20 protein-coding genes are annotated in these 17,227 nt (G+C 68.5%); 13 read left to right on the top strand and 7 right to left on the bottom strand.

The window, feature by feature from the left end:
• Nucleotides 1-6: 6 nt before the first annotated feature.
• On the bottom strand, nt 7-705 hold the full coding sequence (locus Q8O26_RS08935; RefSeq protein ID WP_305575154.1) for a CDP-alcohol phosphatidyltransferase family protein: 699 nt from the start codon (nt 703-705) through the stop codon (nt 7-9).
• A gap of 111 nt (nt 706-816) precedes the next feature.
• Here Q8O26_RS08935 and Q8O26_RS08930 point away from each other — a divergent pair, with 111 nt between their 5' ends.
• The 3 genes from Q8O26_RS08930 to Q8O26_RS08920 all read left to right on the top strand — a co-directional run bounded on the left by Q8O26_RS08930 (nt 817) and on the right by Q8O26_RS08920 (nt 3,456).
• Complete coding sequence (locus Q8O26_RS08930; RefSeq protein ID WP_305575153.1) at nt 817-1,653, top strand: hypothetical protein; 837 nt, start codon at nt 817-819, stop codon at nt 1,651-1,653.
• 67 nt (nt 1,654-1,720) lie between these two features.
• The gene (locus tag Q8O26_RS08925; protein WP_305575152.1) at nt 1,721-2,461 is read left to right on the top strand and encodes a polysaccharide deacetylase family protein; all 741 of its coding nucleotides are present in this window, start codon (nt 1,721-1,723) and stop codon (nt 2,459-2,461) included.
• On the top strand, nt 2,458-3,456 hold the full coding sequence (locus Q8O26_RS08920) for a lysylphosphatidylglycerol synthase transmembrane domain-containing protein (RefSeq protein WP_305575151.1): 999 nt from the start codon (nt 2,458-2,460) through the stop codon (nt 3,454-3,456). The genes Q8O26_RS08925 and Q8O26_RS08920 overlap by 4 nt, the downstream gene beginning before the upstream one ends.
• Nucleotide 3,457: 1 nt before the next feature.
• Here the strand turns inward: Q8O26_RS08920 and Q8O26_RS08915 are convergent, their stop codons facing one another.
• A complete protein-coding gene (locus tag Q8O26_RS08915; protein ID WP_305575150.1) occupies nt 3,458-4,567 on the bottom strand; it encodes a glycosyltransferase family 4 protein in 1,110 nt (369 codons plus the stop codon).
• Nucleotides 4,568-4,603: 36 nt separating this feature from the next.
• Complete coding sequence (locus Q8O26_RS08910; protein WP_305575188.1) at nt 4,604-5,569, bottom strand: NAD-dependent epimerase/dehydratase family protein; 966 nt, start codon at nt 5,567-5,569, stop codon at nt 4,604-4,606.
• Between the two features lie 88 nt (nt 5,570-5,657).
• On the opposite strand from Q8O26_RS08910, the gene Q8O26_RS08905 reads away from it, so the two are divergent.
• From Q8O26_RS08905 to Q8O26_RS08895, 3 genes are all read left to right on the top strand, one after another.
• A complete protein-coding gene (locus Q8O26_RS08905; RefSeq protein WP_305575149.1) occupies nt 5,658-6,737 on the top strand; it encodes an inositol-3-phosphate synthase in 1,080 nt (359 codons plus the stop codon).
• Between the two features lie 52 nt (nt 6,738-6,789).
• On the top strand, nt 6,790-7,506 hold the full coding sequence (gene lptB / locus Q8O26_RS08900; RefSeq protein ID WP_305575148.1) for an LPS export ABC transporter ATP-binding protein: 717 nt from the start codon (nt 6,790-6,792) through the stop codon (nt 7,504-7,506).
• A 102-nt stretch (nt 7,507-7,608) separates the two neighbouring features.
• On the top strand, nt 7,609-7,731 hold the full coding sequence (locus tag Q8O26_RS08895; protein WP_305575147.1) for a hypothetical protein: 123 nt from the start codon (nt 7,609-7,611) through the stop codon (nt 7,729-7,731).
• Between the two features lie 37 nt (nt 7,732-7,768).
• Here Q8O26_RS08895 and Q8O26_RS08890 read toward each other — a convergent pair whose 3' ends face one another.
• A complete protein-coding gene (locus Q8O26_RS08890; protein WP_305575146.1) occupies nt 7,769-8,278 on the bottom strand; it encodes a phosphatidylglycerophosphatase A in 510 nt (169 codons plus the stop codon).
• A complete protein-coding gene (locus Q8O26_RS08885; protein WP_305575145.1) occupies nt 8,275-9,336 on the bottom strand; it encodes a hypothetical protein in 1,062 nt (353 codons plus the stop codon). The genes Q8O26_RS08890 and Q8O26_RS08885 overlap by 4 nt, the downstream gene beginning before the upstream one ends.
• A 181-nt stretch (nt 9,337-9,517) precedes the next feature.
• Here Q8O26_RS08885 and Q8O26_RS08880 point away from each other — a divergent pair, with 181 nt between their 5' ends.
• The 3 genes from Q8O26_RS08880 to Q8O26_RS08870 are packed head-to-tail and all read left to right on the top strand — an operon-like array spanning nt 9,518 to nt 12,728.
• Nucleotides 9,518-10,738 (top strand): LptF/LptG family permease, encoded by a 1,221-nt coding sequence (locus Q8O26_RS08880; protein WP_305575144.1) that lies wholly within the window; start codon nt 9,518-9,520, stop codon nt 10,736-10,738.
• Nucleotides 10,735-11,919 (top strand): LptF/LptG family permease, encoded by a 1,185-nt coding sequence (locus tag Q8O26_RS08875; protein ID WP_305575143.1) that lies wholly within the window; start codon nt 10,735-10,737, stop codon nt 11,917-11,919. The genes Q8O26_RS08880 and Q8O26_RS08875 overlap by 4 nt, the downstream gene beginning before the upstream one ends.
• 38 nt (nt 11,920-11,957) lie before the next feature.
• Nucleotides 11,958-12,728: a glycosyltransferase family 32 protein gene (locus Q8O26_RS08870; RefSeq protein ID WP_305575142.1), complete on the top strand. Its 771-nt coding sequence runs from the start codon at nt 11,958-11,960 to the stop codon at nt 12,726-12,728.
• 8 nt (nt 12,729-12,736) lie between these two features.
• On the opposite strand, the gene Q8O26_RS08865 is transcribed toward Q8O26_RS08870, so the two are convergent.
• Nucleotides 12,737-13,345, bottom strand: a complete 609-nt coding sequence (locus Q8O26_RS08865; RefSeq protein WP_305575141.1) for a DUF4833 domain-containing protein — start codon at nt 13,343-13,345, stop codon at nt 12,737-12,739.
• Between the two features lie 152 nt (nt 13,346-13,497).
• Here Q8O26_RS08865 and Q8O26_RS08860 point away from each other — a divergent pair, with 152 nt between their 5' ends.
• From Q8O26_RS08860 to Q8O26_RS08845, 4 genes are read left to right on the top strand one after another with little or no spacing between them, the layout of a single operon-like run.
• Nucleotides 13,498-13,854 (top strand): acyl carrier protein, encoded by a 357-nt coding sequence (locus Q8O26_RS08860; RefSeq protein ID WP_305575140.1) that lies wholly within the window; start codon nt 13,498-13,500, stop codon nt 13,852-13,854.
• Nucleotides 13,855-13,856: 2 nt separating this feature from the next.
• Complete coding sequence (locus Q8O26_RS08855) at nt 13,857-15,071, top strand: beta-ketoacyl synthase (protein WP_305575139.1); 1,215 nt, start codon at nt 13,857-13,859, stop codon at nt 15,069-15,071.
• On the top strand, nt 15,068-15,439 hold the full coding sequence (locus Q8O26_RS08850; RefSeq protein ID WP_305575138.1) for a hypothetical protein: 372 nt from the start codon (nt 15,068-15,070) through the stop codon (nt 15,437-15,439). The genes Q8O26_RS08855 and Q8O26_RS08850 overlap by 4 nt, the downstream gene beginning before the upstream one ends.
• Nucleotides 15,436-15,849, top strand: a complete 414-nt coding sequence (locus Q8O26_RS08845) for a MaoC/PaaZ C-terminal domain-containing protein (RefSeq protein ID WP_305575137.1) — start codon at nt 15,436-15,438, stop codon at nt 15,847-15,849. The genes Q8O26_RS08850 and Q8O26_RS08845 overlap by 4 nt, the downstream gene beginning before the upstream one ends.
• A 36-nt stretch (nt 15,850-15,885) precedes the next feature.
• Here the strand turns inward: Q8O26_RS08845 and Q8O26_RS08840 are convergent, their stop codons facing one another.
• Nucleotides 15,886-17,139: an aminotransferase class I/II-fold pyridoxal phosphate-dependent enzyme gene (locus Q8O26_RS08840; RefSeq protein WP_305575136.1), complete on the bottom strand. Its 1,254-nt coding sequence runs from the start codon at nt 17,137-17,139 to the stop codon at nt 15,886-15,888.
• Between the last annotated feature and the right edge of the window lie 88 nt (nt 17,140-17,227).

Here is a 17,227-nt window from a genome sequence, read left to right as displayed (position 1 = left end):
GGGTTCTCAGACGGTGTTGTCGCGGCTCGCCGGTGCGTCCGTCACGGAACGCGCTTCCGGCAGCCGGGCGTCGATGACACGGCGTGCCACGCGCAGCGCGTCGGCCGAGGCGAGAAGGCTGAGGACACCGACGAGGCCGATGCAGACCAGCGTGACGGCCGGCGACCACAGGCCGACGAGCAGCGACAGCGCGATCAGCACCATGCGGTCGCCACGACGCATCCACAGCGGCGGAAGCTGCACCTTCAGTCCCTCGCAGCGGGCGCGGACATAGGAGACCGTATAGGCGGTCAGGAGTGTGAAGGCGGGAATGACGACCATCCAGCCGGATGGCGCGAAGAAGACGGTGAGGCCGAGAAGCGGAGCGGCATCGGTGATGCGATCGATGGTCGAATCGAGCAGGGCGCCGAAACGGCTGACCGTCCCGGTGGAACGGGCGAGCGGCCCGTCGAGCATGTCGACGACACCGGACAGCAGCAGGAACAGCGTCGCCCAGCCGAAGGCGCCATAGGCCGCGAAGACGCCCGACACGAGCGCCGGCACCAGCGACAGGAGCGTGAGCGCGTTCGGCGTGACGCCGGTCCGCGCCAGCAGCGCCGCCAGTTTCGCCAAGGCTCCGGCAAAGGACGCACTGCGGGCGATGTCCTGCAGCGAGGCCCCCCGTTCAAGGCTCGCGAGAAGCCGCGAGACCCAGCTTTCCGACATCAACCCGGCTCCCCGTTTGCCGCGTGCGGTGCTATTGAGCCCGTCCTCATCCCATGAGAGAGCCGAGGTCGAGATGCGCCACACTTTCCGGACCGCCCCGGCCTCCCGGCCATGATGATCCGCAATGCGCTGATGCGCTTCCGGCGCATGACGCCGGCTAGGCTCTATCAGGATCATGCCCGCGCACGCAAATTGATGCACGCGGCGGCGCCGGCCCGGCCGGCCGCGCCAGCCCGTCCGGAGCGGATCGTGGTCACGCTGACGACCGTTCCCGAGCGCATGGACCGGCTGGCGCCGGTATTCCGCAGCCTGCTCGACCAAACGGTGGCGGCCGACCGCATCGTCCTCGCCCGGCCGGACGTGTCGCGGCGGTCGGGCCTGCCCTATCCGCGGCTCGACCCACCCGTGCCCGGGATCGATGTGCTCGACACGGTGGACGAGGGACCGGCCACCAAGCTGCTGCCGGCGCTCCTCGCCGAACCCGATGCCGCGATCATCGTCGTCGACGACGACGTCATCTATCCCGCCGATTTCATCGAACAGCTGCTCGCCTGGCATCGCCGGCTGCCGGGGACGGCGATCGGATGGCGCGGCTGGCGCATCGTGCCGGGCGCCCATCCCAAGCGGTTCCCGCATATCTTCGCCACCGCCCTCGCCGCACCGGAGCCGGTCGACATCCTGCTGGGCACATGGGGCTACCTGATCCCGCCCGGCGCCTTCGACGCGTCGGTGCATGATTTTTCAGGCCATGAGCCCGGCCTGCGCTTCGTCGACGACGTCTGGTTCGCCGGCCACCTGGCGAAGCGGGGCGTGCCGCGGGTGGTCATTCCCGGCCGCGGCCTGCCGATCGAGACGGAAGCCTCCGATCTCGCCGCCCTCACCTTCGGGCCGAACAGCTCCGGCGCCAACGACCTCGCCGCCATCGCCACGTTTAAGGAGTGGTGGTAGCGGGCACCGTCACCCGGACGCCGGGGACCCCTCCCCCTCGCCGGCAAAATGCTCTAAGAGCGCGACCATGACCGCTGCCCCTCCGCCCCTGCGCGTCGCGCTCACCGTCGACATGGAGCCCGACTGCCCGCCGTTCCTGTGGACGTGGCGGGGCGTGACGGAAGGCGCGCCGCGCCTCCTCGACCTGTTCGCCCGCGAGGCGGTGCCGGTCACCTGGTTCACCACCGGCGAGACAGCGCGGCTGCACCCTGCCGCGGTGAAGGCGGTGGTCGACGGCGGGCATGAACTCGCCTGCCACGGCGTCACGCACCAGCGGTTCGACTGGATGTCGAAGGACAGCGCCCGCTGGGAGATCCAGGACTCGACCCGCCGGCTGCGCGACTTCGCCGAGATCACGTCGTTTCGCGCGCCCTATCTGCGTTTTCCGGGTCACTATCTCGACCTGCTCCAGGACGAAGGTTTCGATCTCGATTCCTCGCAGGCGCGCTACAAGAAGGACGTCCCCGGCGAGGAGAACGCCCCGGGTCTGGTGCGCATTCCCGCCTCGATCACCTCCAGCGCGCTGCGCATCCCCAGGGTCCTGCGGGAATACTTCCTCGGCCGGCTGCCGGATCCGGTGGTGCTCTTCGTACATCCCTGGGAATTCGTCGACTTCCGCGCATCCAACCTGCGCTACGACTGCCGCTTCCGCACCGGACAGCCGGCGCTCGACGCGCTCGCTTCCGTCATCGGCTACTTCAAGGGCCGCGGCGCCACCTTCATGACGATGCGCGAGCTCGGTGTGCAGGCGAAAGGCAACGCCGCATGACCGCTCCGACCACCACGGACGGCGCGGCGACGCCCTCGCGGCGCCTGTGGTGGATCCTCGGCTGGTGCGTTCTGGTCCTCTTCGCGGGCATTGCCGCCTATGCGCTGCCCTGGGCCGACGTCATCACGGCCCTCGCCGGGGCGAAGTGGCACTGGGCGCTTCTCGCCGTCTTCGTCTCGCTGTCGGGATGGCCGTTCTGGATCCTGCAATGGCAATTGCTGGCGCCGAAGGCGCACCGGCCGAGCTTTTCCCGCATGGCCCAGGTGACGGCGCTGAGCGGGGCGGCCAATACATCGTTGCCGATGACGGGCGTCGTCGCCTCTGTCGGATTCCTGATTGTGCGCGGCCGCCTGCCGGCCTCCGCCGCCGCCTCGCTCTACACCGTGGACCAGTTGGTGACAGGCATCGGCAAGGTGGCTACGCTGGCGCTGGCGGCGCTGCTGGTGCCGGTACCGGACTGGATCCGGTCGGGCCTCCTCGTTCTGTCGGGGATCATGGCGCTTTTCACGATGGCGCTGCTCGTCGCCGCCCATGGCGGTAACCGACTGAGGCGCCTCGGTATCGGCCTCGGCCCGCGCCCGGCGCGGCTCATCGGCCATGTCGCCGATTTCGTCGACCATCTCGAACCCATGCGCAGTCCGCTCCTGGCGGCGGCGGTGGTGGCCCTGACCTTCGCCAAGACGGGCGCCGAAGTGCTGATGGTGATGACCGTTCAGGTCGCGGTGGGCATCGAGCCGTCGGTCGCCGCAGCGGTGCTCGTCGTCGCGGCGCTCGACCTCGCGACCATGGCGCCGGTCTCGCCTGGCCATCTCGGCGTGTTCGAGGCCACCGTCATCCTCTGCTACCAGTATCTCGGCGTGCCGCTGCCGCTGGCGACCGCCGCGGCGCTGATCCATCACGGCGTGCTCTTCGTCGCCTCGCTGGTCAGCCTCGGCTATCTCGGCTGGGCCCTGCCGCAGGACGAGAGCGGCGCCCGCCGCCTCGACCAGCCCTGACTCAGGCGACCTGCGCCCGCGCCGCCTCGTATTCCGCCTCGTAGCGCGGCGCGACATCGCGCCAGTCGACGCCGGCCGGCGGCACCTCTGCCGCCGCGATAATCCGGGCGCGCAGCGCCGGAGCCCCGATGATGCGCCGGATCGCATCGGTCAGCGCACCGTCATCCGCGGCGAGAACAGCGTCCCCGCCGTCGTGGAGGAAGTCGCGGGCACCTGACTGCGCCATGGTGACGACGGGCAGGCCGGCGGCGCGGGCCTCGAGGGCGGCGATGCCGAAGGCCTCGAGCCGCGACGCCAGGACGAAGACGTCGGAGCGGTGGAGCCGGTCGCGGATCGCCTCCCTGGTCTCGCGCCCGACCAGCAGGATGCGGTCCTCCATGCCGGCGCGCCGGATGATGGCGGCGATTGCGGCCCTCTCGTCACCGTCGCCGACGATGGTCAGGCGCGCGGCCTCGCGCGGCAGGTGCGCCACCGCCGCGGCAAAGGCCTTGACCAGCCAGCGGGCCCGCTTGCGTTTCTGCAGCCGCGTCACCGAGATGAATTCGACCGGCCCGGGCGGACGCGGAGCGAGATCCTCCGGCCGGCGCCACCAGGCGAGGTCGATCCCGTTGGGGATGGCGGTGACAGGCGTGTCGCGCAGCAGCGGGCGCAGCGCGGCGCCGGCCACGGTGGAAACGGCGGTGAAGCGGACGGTGGAGCGCGCATAGCCGTGAAGCGCGTCGAGTGCCATCAGCGGCAGGTCGTAATATTTCAGGACGGAGTGGAAGGTCGCGACCGCGGGGATGCGATGGCGGATGCAGTGCTGGACCGCATGGTGGGCGAGCGGCGCGACATTGCCGCAATGGACATGGACGACCTCGTCGCCGCCGGCATCGATGGCGGCCCTCAGCGAGGCGAAGACGGCGGGTGTGAAGGCGATGCCGAATCCCGGCAGGCGCGGTCCGGGCAGCCGCTCGACCGGAATGCCGTCGACCTCGCTGTCGCCGGCAACGCCGCAGATGACGCGGACCGTGTGGCCCCGGTCGCGCAGCGCCAAGGCGAGATCGCGCATCTGCAGCTCGATGCCGCCGAGGCGCGGCACGAACCAGTCGCTCACGAGTGCGATCTTCACGACGGGACTTTCATCGACGGACGGGGCGGCGGGCGGTCACGCATAGCCGCGTTCGACGAACCATGTCCACGCTTCGCGCATGGCCTCGATGGCCGGGCGCGGACGGTAGCCGATCTCCGCGATGGCACGGGCGGAGGAGAAGTGATGCGGCTGGCAGGCGATGGCGGCCGCGGCGCTGTTGAGGGCCGGTTCACGGCCGGACAGCCGTCCCCACAGGTCGCCCGCATATCCAGCCGCCATGACGGCGGCAGCCGGCGCGGGGATGACGCGCGCCGGGCGTCCGGCCACCTGCCGCATCAGCCCGAAGGCCTCCGCATAGGTCAGGGCCTCGCCGGAGAGGACATAGCGGTCCGAGGGCGGGCGCCTGTCGGCAAGGGCGAGGAGCGCTTCGGCGACGGCCCCGGCATGGCAGAAATCGTTGCCGCCGGGCGGGGCCAGGGTGAACGGCCCGCGCGCGGCGGCGAGGATCATGCGCCCGGAGGAGGGCTTCCAGTCCCAGGGGCCGAGCAGGAAGCCGGGATGGACGATGGTCGCGTCAAGGCCCCGGCCCATCTCGGCGATAACCGCGGCCTCGGCGTGGCGTTTGGACGCCGCGTAAGTGGTATCACTTGCATGGGGTCCGGCGGGGGTCTCGCCGCCCGGCCTGTCCCGTGTTCCCCAGACCAGCGTGTCCACCGTCGAGACATGGATGAGGCGTGCACCGACGGCACGGCAGGCGCTCGCCAGGCGTTGCGTCGCAAGGACATTGTCGCGGTGGAAGCCAGCCGCATCGGTGCGGCCGATTCCCACCCGGGCGGCGCAATGGACGATCACACCGGCGCTTTCGACATGCTTTTCGAGCTCATCGTTCGCCAGGTCGGCGAAGATCACCGGCACATCAAGGCCCGCCAGCGTCCGCTCCCCGGCCCTGCCGCGCAGCCATGTGGTGACGGCCAGGCCGCGCGCCGCGGCCAGCCGCAAAACGCTGTTGCCGAGCAGCCCTGCAGCGCCTGTGACCATCATCACGGAAGCACTTCAAATGACGAAACAATGAAGTATAAGGAGCCGCGCGCAGCCGGTGGTCTTCGGCCCGAGCGCCTGGAGATAATTCGTGTCACGGTCTGCCATTCGTGTTGCCATCGTCGGTGTCGGCAATTGCGCCGCTTCGTTCGTTCAGGGTCTGCAGTACTACAAGGACGCCAAGCCCGGTGAGTCGATCCCGGGTCTGATGAACGTCGTGGTCGGCGACTACCATATCCGCGACATGGAGATCGTGGCCGCCTTCGACATCGACAGCCGGAAGGTCGGCCAGGATGTCGCCGAGGCCATCCTCGCCAAGCCGAACAACACGATCCAGTTCGCCAAGGTGCCGCAGACCGGCGTGACGGTCCAGCGTGGTCCGACGCTCGACGGCGTCGGCAAGCACCTCGTCGACGTGGTGACCGAGTCGACGGCGGCGCCGGCAGACGTCGTCGCCGTGCTCAAGGCTGCCCGCGCCGAGGTCATCATCTCCTACCTGCCGGTCGGTTCGCAGCAGGCCAGCGAGTTCTATGCCGAATGCGCCCTCGCGGCAGGCTGCGGCTACATCAACTGCGTGCCGGTCTTCATCGCCTCCGACCCGCACTGGGCGAAGCGTTTCGCCGACAAGGGCCTGCCGATCGTCGGCGACGACATCAAGAGCCAGGTCGGGGCGACCATCGTCCACCGTGTGCTCGCCCGTCTCTACGAGGACCGCGGCGTCAAGATCGAGCGGACCTACCAGCTCAATTTCGGCGGCAACACCGACTTCCTCAACATGCTCGAGCGCGAGCGCCTGTCGTCGAAGAAGAAGTCGAAGACCCAGGCGGTCTCCAGCCAGATCGACGTGCCGATCGCCGCCGACAACATCCATATCGGGCCGAGCGATTTCGTGCCGTTCCTCGACGACCGGAAGATGGCCTATATCCGCATCGAGGGCACCGGTTTCGGTGGCGTGCCGCTGAACATGGAACTCAAGCTCGAGGTCTGGGATTCGCCCAATTCGGCCGGCGTCGTCATCGATGCGGTGCGCTGCTGCCGCATCGCGCTCGACCGCAAGATCGGCGGGCCGATCGGCGGACCGTCGAGCTATTTCATGAAATCGCCGCCCCAGCAGTACACCGATCCGGAAGCCCGCGACCGGACCAACGCGTTCATCGAGGGCGAGAGCTGAGGACCGTTCCGGCAGCGAAACGGCTGCCGGCGCACCCTGAAGGGTCCGCGCCATGCTGATCGCGCGCCGGCTGGTCAAATCGCATGACGGCCGCCCCACGGTCCGCGGGGTGGATCTCGCCCTGCGCCGGGGCGAGGTCGTCGGCCTGCTCGGGCCCAATGGTGCCGGCAAGACCACCACCTTCTCGATGATCGCGGGCATGCAGGTGCCCGACAGCGGTGTCGTCATGCTCGACGACAAGAACATCACGCGCCTGCCGCTGTTCATGCGCGCCCGCATGGGCCTCGGCTACCTGCCGCAGGAGGCCTCGATCTTCCGCGGGGTCTCAGTGGAGGACAACATCCTCATCGTGCTGGAATCGCTCATCGGCGAACGGCAGGCACGGCACCGCAGGCTGGACGGCCTGCTGGAGGAATTCGGCATCACCCATGTGCGCCGCTCCAAGGCGGGCGCGCTGTCCGGTGGCGAACGGCGGCGGCTGGAGATCGCCCGGACCCTGGCGAGCGATCCCTCCTTCATCTTGCTGGACGAGCCCTTCGCCGGCGTCGACCCCATCGCGGTATCGGAGGTGCGCATCCTCGTGCGCAAGCTCGCGGCGGGGGGCATCGGCGTTCTGGTGACCGACCACAACGTGCGCGAGACGCTGAGCCTCGTCGACCGCGCCTATATTCTCGACGGCGGGCTGATCCTCGCCTCCGGCTCGGTCGAGCATATCGTCGCCGATCCGCGGGTGAAGGCGGTCTATCTGGGCACGGATTTCGTGCTCTGACGGCTGTCTCGGCCCGTTCTTGACCGGCCTCTCGCGCTAACGCCGCGCCGTCGACATAATGCCGCAACGAAGCGGCCGTTCTTGCGACACGGTTCATTCATCATGTTGGTGCACGTTTCCGGCAGACATGACGGGGTTACGTGGATGCAACTCTTCGATGGACTGGGGATCGCCGTCGCGCTGGCCTGCGGACTGCTCACCATGCGGGTGATCGTCGGCGTGTGAGCCGGACGTCCCGGCCGCCCGCGACCCCGAAGGCGGACTACAGCCAGCCGAGGCGCGAAAGACCGACAACGAGCGCCAGCGCGAAGACCGCGGCGACCGCATCGTCCAGCATGATGCCGAAACCTGCCGCGACGTTCTGGTCGATATGACCGATCGGCCAGGGCTTCACGATGTCGAAGAAGCGGAAGGCGAGGAAGCCGACCACGACGGCCCGCAGTCCCGGCGGCGAAAAGGCGATGACGGCGGCCATGGCCCAGGTCTCGTCGAAGACGATGGCGGGGTGATCATGGACCCCGGACCGCATAGCGGTGACGCCGCAGGCCCAGACCCCGAAGGCGAAGGCAGCTGCCACCAGGGCGAGCGCCACGACGGCCGGCGCCATCTGCAGCGCGAGGCCGAGCGGGATGCCGACGAGGGCGCCGAGTGTCCCCGGTCCATAGGGAAAGAGGCCGGCGCCGCCGACCAGCGCCACCAGCGGCGCGGGATGGCTCACCAGAAAAGCGGCGTCCACCGGGGGGAGAACGCCCGTACTGCCTGCCGTGCTCATGACCCGTCGCCCGTCGGTTCCGGATCGGCATAGATCCGGTAGCGCTTGGATATGGTTCCGCCCAACGCTTCGATGATACGGCGCATACGCAGATTGTCGTCAAGAATCCAGCTCATCTCGATCTCGGCAGGTTCCGGATTGGCGGCGACGAGCCTGGCGATTGCGACGATCGGCAGTAACGCACCGAGAATCGTGTCGCGCAGGTCCGTCCTGACGCCCAGCAGCGTCACCCGCTTGGAGGCGAAGCGATGTGTCAGGACGCGCCAGACGAGCCGCGCCCAGTTGAAGGGCAGCAGCCGGCCGCGAAAGCCGCGAAAGAGCTCATAGCCGTTGGGCATGATGAAAGCGAAGGCGGCGGGCCGCCCGTCATGTTCGAGGATGACCGCATGAGCCGGCCTGAGGATCGGCCGGATCACCCTGAGGAGCGTGGTGAACTCCGCCGCCGCCAGCGGGATGAAGCCCCAGTTGTCGCGCCAGGAGGCATTGTAGAGGTCGGTCATGATGGCGGCCTCGCCGGCAAGGTTGCCGAGATCGAGCTGACGGACCTTGACGCGGCTGCCTTCGGGCAATTGCGCGAAGCGGGCGCCCCGCCGATGCGCGCCTTCGACGAGCGGCACGCTATAGGCCAGCAAGTCCTTGACCGGGACGAGGCCAGAGGCCTCGACATGGGCGCCGAGATAGGGCGGATGCCAGGGCATCAGCACCATGTCACCGCGGTCCTGGCCGGCGATCTGGGTGCCGGCCTCCTCGTTGATGGAATAGGTGAAGGGGCCCTCGAGACGATGGCGGCCGCGCTCGGCGTGCCAGCGGCGCGCGGCGGCGACGAGCGCCGCCACGACGGCCGGATCGTCCACCGCATCGAGGCAGCCGAAATGCCCGGTCCCGATGCGATCGGCCGGCGTCAGCCGGTCGAACTGGGCGGAGATACGGCCGAGGGGCCGGCCGGCCGCGTCGCTGGCGATGAAGAAGGCGGCCTCACCATGGGTGAAGAAGGGTGCCACACGCGGATCGAGCAGCAGGAAGCGCTCCAGATCGAGCGGCGGCTGAAATCCGGGCATTCCCGAATAGAGTTGTCGCGGGAGGCGGATGAAGCGTCTAAAATCGCGCCGTGACCGTGCTTCAGCAATCTGCAACCGAATTCGTCCCCGATGGGCGCGGGAGCCCGCTGCCGTTCAGAATGCATAGGATCTGCGCTGTCTACACCCAGGCGCAGGCCGATGCCAGCACGGGGCGCCCGGCGTGGTGAGGACCTTCTTCGCCCTGAAGAGGCGGCTCGTCTCGCAACTGGATCTGACGGGGCGGACGCGCCGCTTTCCCAGCCAGCAGGCGGGGAGGATCATGCGCGACGTAACCGTGCAGGTAGCGCTCGTGCTGCTCCTCATCGAGAGCATCTTCGTCGCCGAACAGCTCATCTCCGGCCTCCTGGAGGAGGTGCTGAAGATCCGCGCGTCGCTGACGAAGACCATCGCGATGATGGCGACCATGCTGCCCCAGGTGTTCGAGCTGGCGCTGCCGACCGCCATTCTCATCGCGGTGTATCGGGTTGCGCTCAGCCTGAGGGAAGACCGCGAGTTTCTCATGCTGTCGAGCCTCGGCATTCCGCCGCACGGCCTGATCCGCCTTGTCATCCGCATCGGGATCGTCGCGCAGATCGCCGCCCTCACGGTCGGCGGCTTCGTCGATCCCCTGTCCCGCTACGCCTTCCGGCTGGTGATGTTCTCGGCCCAGTACCACGCTCTCACCGGCGGAACGGTGACGGCCAACCGCCTGTTCGAGACGAAGATCGGCACGGTGGCGGTGATCCCGCGCTCCGACGGCGTGCCGACGCCGCGCCTCTTCGTGCGGCAGCCCACCGAAGGCGGCGGTGAGCGCGTCGTGGTCGCCAACGGCACCCGCCTGATCGGCCCCGACATCAACGGCCGTGTGGCCCTGCACCTCTACGATTTCGCCGTCGACGACTTCCCGGCGCCGCAGCCGGGGGCAGTCGCCAACGGGGCCCAGCGCGTGCCCGTCGCGCCGGCCTCCTCGCTGCGCGGCACGGCGACCCAGCAGAGCCTCGTCTTCAACGACGTCGTGCCTTTCGACCCGCGCGGGCGGAACATCGCCGAACTGACCTTGCCGGAACTGTTCGTCGGCGCCATGGCGCGGACCCCGGAACGGCTGGAACTGGCCAAGCGTATCGGGCGCAGTCTCCTCTGCCTTATCGCGCCGCTGATCGCCCTTCTTGCCCTGTCGTTCACCACCCGCGCCAACCAGGCCTTCGTCCTGCCGCTGGCCTGCGCGGGACTGATGGCCATGGAGATCGCCGGCACCTCGGTTCTGGCCGGGCTGCTGTGGATGGGCCTGTGGCCGGTGCTGCTGCTGGTGGCCGGCGGCGGCCTCGCCATTGGGTCGGCGCTCATCACGGCGGTGGCGCTGCGCTCCTCAGCGATCGCGCGCCCCGGGCTCAGCCGCTCGTGACCGCCGTCCCGACCCCCGTTCCCGCCGATGACAAGGGGCGCCGCTTCGGGCTCGTCGCCTTCGGCACCTATACGCGCACGCTCACCCTCGCCCATGCGAGCCATATCGGGACGGTACTGGCCGCCCTCCTGATCGTGGCGCTGACGCTGGACCTCGCGTCGCGGGCCAACCAGGTCATCGCCCAGGCGACCGGCGGCGTTCCGGGGCTCGTTCTGCACATGCTCTGGTACCTGCTGCTGCGGATCTGCGACGTGATCGGCAATCTGCTGCCGCTCGCCTGTTTCATGGGCCTGTTCTGGTCGGAGGTCACGTTGACGCAGTCGCGCGAGCGGATCGTCATCTGGAACGGCGGACGCTCCCCGCTGCAGTCGGTGGTGCCTATCATTGTTCTCGGGGTGCTTCTGGGGGCGCTCCAGGTGACGGCGCTCGCGGTCCTGCGGCCAACCGCCGTCGCCATCCAGATCGAGACCGGGCTTGGCGGCCATGGCGAGTGGTTCGACCGGCGGCTGAAGCCGGAGGAGCGACGCTGGATCGTGCTGCCGAACCACATGGTCCAGGCGCGGATCGATTTCCGCAACCGGACCCTGGTCGACGTGCAGCTGTTCGAACTCTCGGAAGGCGGACGTCTGACGGGCCGCATGGCGGCCGCCAGCGCCGTCCCAGCCGAGACGCCGGGGATCTGGGTTTTCCGGAACGGCAGTCGCTGGACCGCGCCGGCCGAGGGCGCCCAGACACCGGCGAGCGGGAACGGCGCGGCGCGGCGCTTCGCCGAGGAGCGGATCGCCCTGCCGCTGGAGCCGCTGTGGCTCGCCAATCTGGGGATCGACGCCCGCTTCCTGCCGCAATCGACGCTATCCCAGCTCGCCAGCATCCAGGGGCTGGGGGAGCCCGCCTACCGGGCCTGGTGGCACGTCAGGATCGCCCAGGCGGTGCTGCCGCTCGGCATGATGCTGATGGCCTCCGCCCTCGCGATGACGCTGCTGGCCCAGCGCACCCTCTTCAAGCCGATGATCCTCATCGGGCTCGCCGGCTATTTCCTCTATGTCACCAACAATATCGTTGTCTGGCTCGGCGAATATGGGCAATTACCTCCTCTGTTCGCCGCGTGGTTCATGCCGCTGGCCATGATCGCTACCGGCCTCGGCCTGATGGCACGCATCGAACGGGCCGGCCGGGATTGACCCCGGCGACGCAGATTTCTTCGGGGTGACGGCGAGACATGATTCCGGCCATCTTGCACCAGAGTTGGGAGACAGCCGACGTCCCCGCCCATCTCGTCCCCTTCCAGCGCTCGATCCGCGAGAAGAATCCGGGCCTCGATATCCGCTTCTACGATTCACGGGCGCGCCGCGCCTATGTCGCGCAGCATTGTCCCGAGCTTCTTCCGACCTTCGACACGCTGAAACTCGGTGTGGCCGAGGCCGATTTCTGGAGGATGGTCGCCGTCTATGTCGACGGCGGCTTCTACGCCGATCTCGACATGGAATGCCTGCGCCCGATCGACGTCTTCCGTGCAACCGACACGGCGGTCTTCACCATCGAAGCGCAACTGATGCCGCAGCGCCAGCGCGAACTCGGCTACGAGCAGCCCTTCCAGCTCGCCACCTGTATGTTCGGCGCGCCGCCGCGCCATCCCTTCTTCAAGGCACTCATCGACCGCATGGTGGAAAACGTCGCGCGCCGGCCGATCGTCTCCACCGACGACGTCGAGGATGCCACCGGCCCGAAGGCGCTCACCCGGCTGTTCTACGCGCTGAAGCCGAGGGATGTGGGAGTGCTGGAACAGATCTACTGGGTGCCGCCCGGCCTCTATGCCGGAAAGCCGCTGCTGTCGCGCAACATCCACTTCTGCCATCATTTCGACGGGGCGTGGAAGCCGAAACGGGCAAAGCCGCCGCTGAAGCGTCAGATCATCGAGCGCAACCGCCTGCCGAACCCGTTTCCGCGCGGGCTGTGGCACGATTTCGGCTGGAGCGCCGGCGGGCGCTGAAGCCGCCCTCACATGTCGAGACGCACGCGCTCGCGCACCGCCTCGCCGCTGGCGATATCGATGCCGTGGATGTCGACATGGTGGATCTTGGGGATGAATCGCCGGTCCTCGGCCTCGGCATAGGCATAGACGACCCGGATGGTGCGCGCGCCGACGGTCATCAGCGCGCGCGGCGTGCCGTCGGTGCCGACATCGATCACCGCATCGCGCTCGCGGTAGCCGGCGATGCGGGCCGAATGGCGCGCCTGGTCGATGGACTGGGTGCTGACGCCGAAGGCGAAGACGCGCTCGAAGAAGGACAGTTCACGACGGTTGCCGTTTTCGTCGCCGAAGCGGCGCCAGAAGACCTCCACGGGACGCTGCGGGTCGAGGCTGCCATCCGGCCGCTGGCGGGCGGCGTAGACGAGGACGTTCCGGTTGATGGCGTGCTGGACATAGCACAGCATGCCGCGATCGCCCGGAACGGGCAGGTCGGGGCGGGCGACGGTGAGCGTGCGCGAGACAGAGACCTCGGAGCGGCGGATGCTGACCGGCGGCAGGCGGTCCTGGGCCAGAGCGGGCGCCGTCGGCGCCAGGAGGCCGGCGGCGGCGAACAACCCTCGGCGGGAAAACGTCATCGGGGAACCCTCGCGAAACGCCAGCAATATGACGGGAATGGCCGTCGTGATCACGTTCTGTGTAACTGGGTGCTAGATAGGACGGAAATAAGAGGTTAGGAAGGCACCGAGCGTCGGTCGGGACGCTGGCACTTGCGGCTGCCGCCCAGCACTTGGCGCGCGCGCCGGAAGCGCTTAGCCTGATGGTGTCAGGCCCGACCGACGGCGAGAAGAAACAAGAAGGCCACGGAATGACCGATACCGCATCCGCTTTCGGGGACGACCAACTGACGCGCGACCTCATCGAGGTTATCGCAAAGGAAGGAATGGTCGATCTGAACGGCGTCGGGCCGGAAACGACGCTCGAATCGCTGAACATCGCCAGCGTGGATTTCATGATGATCCTCGCCGCCATCGAGGAGAAGTTCCAAGTCTATGTGCCGATGGACGAGAACCTGTCCCAGGTGAAGGACGTCGGCGGCCTGATCGCCGTCTTCAAGGAGCATATCCAGAAATCTCAGCAGGCCTGATCGTGACGCCCCGCAACGTCGTCGTCACCGGGCTCGGTGCGCTCACCACTGCCGGCCAGGGTGTCGAAGCCCTGTGGAGTGCAGCGGCGGGCGGCGTATCGGGCGTCAAGAAGGTCGTTCTGGACTACGACTGCGCCAACAACCTGCGTATCGCGGCGCAGGTGCAGGATTTCGCCCTGGAGCGCTTCTTCCCGAACATGAAGACGGCATTCTTCGACCGCGTCACGCTGATGGCGATGCTCGCGGCCGAGGAGGCGGTCAAGGATGCTGGCCTCGCCGATGCGCTGCCGCTCGGTGCCCGCACCTCGGTGATCGTGGGAACCGGCATCGGCAGCATCGGCACGATCGAGGAAACCTCCCGCAACATGGCGATGTCGCAGAAGCGGCCGGACCCCCTGACCGTGCCTCGGGCGATGATCAGTGCCTCGGCCTCCAATGTCGGGCTGATCTATGGCTGCACCGGCACGACCTTCGTGGTGTCGAGCGCCTGCGCCTCCTCGGCGCAGGCCCTCGGGATCGCCTTCCACATGGTCCGCGCCGGTATGGCCGACCGGGCCATCGTCATCGGTGCCGAGGCCAGCATCACGCCGGGCGGCATGAAGGCATGGGAGATGATGCGCGTGCTGTCGCCGCAGCTCTGCCGCCCCTTCTCCCGGGGCCGCAACGGATTGTTGCTGGGTGAGGGTTCGGGCGCACTCGTCATCGAGGCCGAGGAGCTGGCGAAGGCGCGCGGCGCCCGCATCCGCGGCCGCATCCTCGGCTATGGGACGACCAGCGACGCCAAGGACATGCTGAAGCCGGACGTGGCCGGGGCCGCCGAGGCCATGGCCTTGGCGCTGGCCGATGCGGGGCTATCCTCGGATGCGGTCGGCTATGTCAACGCCCACGGCACCGCCACGATCCTCAACGATTCCACCGAAAGCGAAGCCCTCGGCCGCATCTTCGGCGACCGCCTCGCCGCCGTGCCGGTCAGTTCCACCAAACCGATCCACGGCCACACGCTGGGAGCCGCCGGCGCCATCGAGGCGATCGTCACCATCCGCGCGCTGGAGGAGGGCTTCGTGCCCCCGACGATCAACTTCCTGGAGGCGGACCCGGCCTGCCCCATCGACTGCGTGGCCAATGTCGGGCGTGACCATGCCTTCGATGTCGCGCTGACGAATTCCTTCGCATTCGGCGGCATCAACGCCTCCCTCGCCATCGGTCGGGCTGCGTGAGCCTCGTCGGCGAGGAGCGCCGCGCCACCTGCGACGTGGTCGCCACCGCCGCCGACGTGGCAGCTTTCGCGGCGAGCGTCGGGCATACCGGCGCCACCCGCCTGCCGACGACCTATCCGATCCGCTGGCTGACACGGCCAGAGGTGGTAAAACTCGTCAGGAAGCTCGCCGCCGACCGGCCGGAATCGCTGCCGGTGCATGAAGCGCAGACGGTGGAGATGCTCGGCGCGCTGCCCCTCGACACGGCGCTGTCGCTGGTGGCCGAGGTCAGGCGGACGGATGAGGTCCACCTCACTCTCGACGTCGTGATCAGCCATGCTGAAACGCCCGTCGCGCGCCTGCATGCCGTGCTGAGGCTGGTACCGTGACGAGCCCCGATCATCCCCTGCCGCTCGGAACGGTCCTGCCCGACCGGCATTTTGCATCGGTCGACATGGCCATGGTGCGGCGCTATGCGGCGGCCTCGGGCGACGACAACCCGATCCATGTGGATGCAGCCGCGGCACGTTCCATCGGCCTCGCCGATCCCATCGTCCAGGGCATGCTGCTGATGGGCCTCGCCGATACCGCGCTCGGCGGCTGGCTGCCGGAGGGCACCTGCGCCAAGCTGTCGACGCGCTTTGCCCTGCCGGTGCCGGTCGGCGCCGCGGTGACCGTGTCGGGGCGCGTGGTGCGGGCCGACCAGGCCGAGGGCCGGGCGCGGGCGACGCTGCGCATCTTCATCAGGGACGAAGCCGGCAAGGCGGTGGCGCTCGCCGAGGCGATCGTCCTGCTCTGACAGCGTTCGGCTCACCCTGCGGCCGACCCGGAGGTGTCAGGCGGTCTGCGCCACCTTGGAGAGGTCGGCAAGGACCGCGAGGAACAGGTCGATGTCGGCTTCGGTATGGGCCGCGGAGACGGAATAGCGCAGCAGCACCTCGCCGCTCGGCGTCGCCGGGGGCACGAGAATGTTCACATAGATGCCGCGCTCGAGCAGTTCCCGCCAGAAGCCGAGGCCCTGTATCAGGCCGCGCATCTTGATGGCGCCGACCGGACCCGGAGCGGCGCACAAGGAATAGCCGAGGGCTTCGACGCCGGCGCAGAAGCGCTCGGCCTTGCGCCAGAGGTCCGCGCGCCGCTCGGGCTCGTTGGCAATGATGCCGATCGCCGTGCGCGCGGAGGCGACGACGGCGGGCGGCAACGAGGCGGTGTAGAGATAGGCGCGGGCGAGAAACCGCAGAGCCTTCAGGGCCGGATGGCTGGTGACGCAATAGCCGCCGATGACGCCGACCGATTTCGAGAAGGTGCCGACGACGGCATCCACCAGATGCTCGGCGCCCTGCGCCTCGGTGACGCCGCGCCCGGTGGCGCCGTAGAGGCCGAGGCCGTGGGCCTCGTCGACCAGAACCAGCGCGCCGTGCTGCTTGGCGACGGTGGCGAGATCCTTCACCGCGCCGAGGTCGCCCCAGACCGAATAGAGGCCCTCAAGCACGACGAGAGTGCGCGACGGCGGCACCGTCGCCTCGGACAGCATGCGGTCGAGATCGGCGGGGTCGTTGTGGCGGAAGGACTTGAAGGTCGCGCCGCTCGCCCGGCAGGCATCGATGATGCTGGCATGGCAGAAGGCATCGTAGAGGATGAGGTCGCCTTCGGCGGCGAGGCCGCCGATCGCGCCGAGATTGGCCATGAAACCGGTGGAGAAGACGATGGCGTCCGGCCGCCCGTAATAGGCGGCGATGGTGCGCTCTAGTTCGGCATGGCCGGCCTGGTTGCCGCTGGCGACGCGCGAGGCGGTGGAGCCGGTGCCCCAGGTGCGCAGCGCAGTTTCCGCCGCCGCGATGCAGCGCGGGTCGAAATTGAGGCCGAGATAGCTGTTGGTGCCGAAAAGCGTAGTCTGCCGGCCGTCGATCACCGCCTGGACCGGGCTGTCGAAACGTTCGATCTGGATCTTCAGCGGATGGGGCGCATCGCCAACCGACCGTTCCAGAATGTCGCCGAGCGTCGCCACACGCCGCAGGATCCCGGTGAGTTGGGCGGTCGTCGCGACCGACTGCGAACCGCCTTCGGGATGCACCGTACTATCGGACATGGAGCAACTTTGCTTTCAAGGGTCACCAAACCGTCAAAGAGGTGATGCAGAGGCTATAGTTTGGTTGGCGTTTGCGAGCAAGCGTCGG

Origin of the sequence: Phreatobacter sp., assembly GCF_030691135.1 — a bacterium.
Taxonomy (GTDB): domain Bacteria; phylum Pseudomonadota; class Alphaproteobacteria; order Rhizobiales; family Phreatobacteraceae; genus Phreatobacter.
This window is presented reverse-complemented; position numbering and strand designations above follow the sequence as displayed.

Bases quoted from the DNA above. Each gene is read 5' to 3' on its own strand.
- Q8O26_RS08865 (WP_305575141.1), bottom strand. From the start codon at position 13,345: ATGACGTTTTCCCGCCGAGGGTTGTTCGCCGCCGCCGGCCTCCTGGCG.
- Q8O26_RS08925 (WP_305575152.1), top strand. From the start codon at position 1,721: ATGACCGCTGCCCCTCCGCCCCTGCGCGTCGCGCTCACCGTCGACATG.
- Q8O26_RS08910 (WP_305575188.1), bottom strand. From the start codon at position 5,569: ATGATGGTCACAGGCGCTGCAGGGCTGCTCGGCAACAGCGTTTTGCGG.
- Q8O26_RS08885 (WP_305575145.1), bottom strand. From the start codon at position 9,336: ATGCCCGGATTTCAGCCGCCGCTCGATCTGGAGCGCTTCCTGCTGCTC.
- Q8O26_RS08890 (WP_305575146.1), bottom strand. From the start codon at position 8,278: ATGAGCACGGCAGGCAGTACGGGCGTTCTCCCCCCGGTGGACGCCGCT.
- Q8O26_RS08895 (WP_305575147.1), top strand. From the start codon at position 7,609: ATGTTGGTGCACGTTTCCGGCAGACATGACGGGGTTACGTGGATGCAA.
- Q8O26_RS08870 (WP_305575142.1), top strand. From the start codon at position 11,958: ATGATTCCGGCCATCTTGCACCAGAGTTGGGAGACAGCCGACGTCCCC.
- Q8O26_RS08840 (WP_305575136.1), bottom strand. From the start codon at position 17,139: ATGTCCGATAGTACGGTGCATCCCGAAGGCGGTTCGCAGTCGGTCGCG.
- lptB (WP_305575148.1), top strand. From the start codon at position 6,790: ATGCTGATCGCGCGCCGGCTGGTCAAATCGCATGACGGCCGCCCCACG.
- Q8O26_RS08930 (WP_305575153.1), top strand. From the start codon at position 817: ATGATGATCCGCAATGCGCTGATGCGCTTCCGGCGCATGACGCCGGCT.
- Q8O26_RS08920 (WP_305575151.1), top strand. From the start codon at position 2,458: ATGACCGCTCCGACCACCACGGACGGCGCGGCGACGCCCTCGCGGCGC.
- Q8O26_RS08935 (WP_305575154.1), bottom strand. From the start codon at position 705: ATGTCGGAAAGCTGGGTCTCGCGGCTTCTCGCGAGCCTTGAACGGGGG.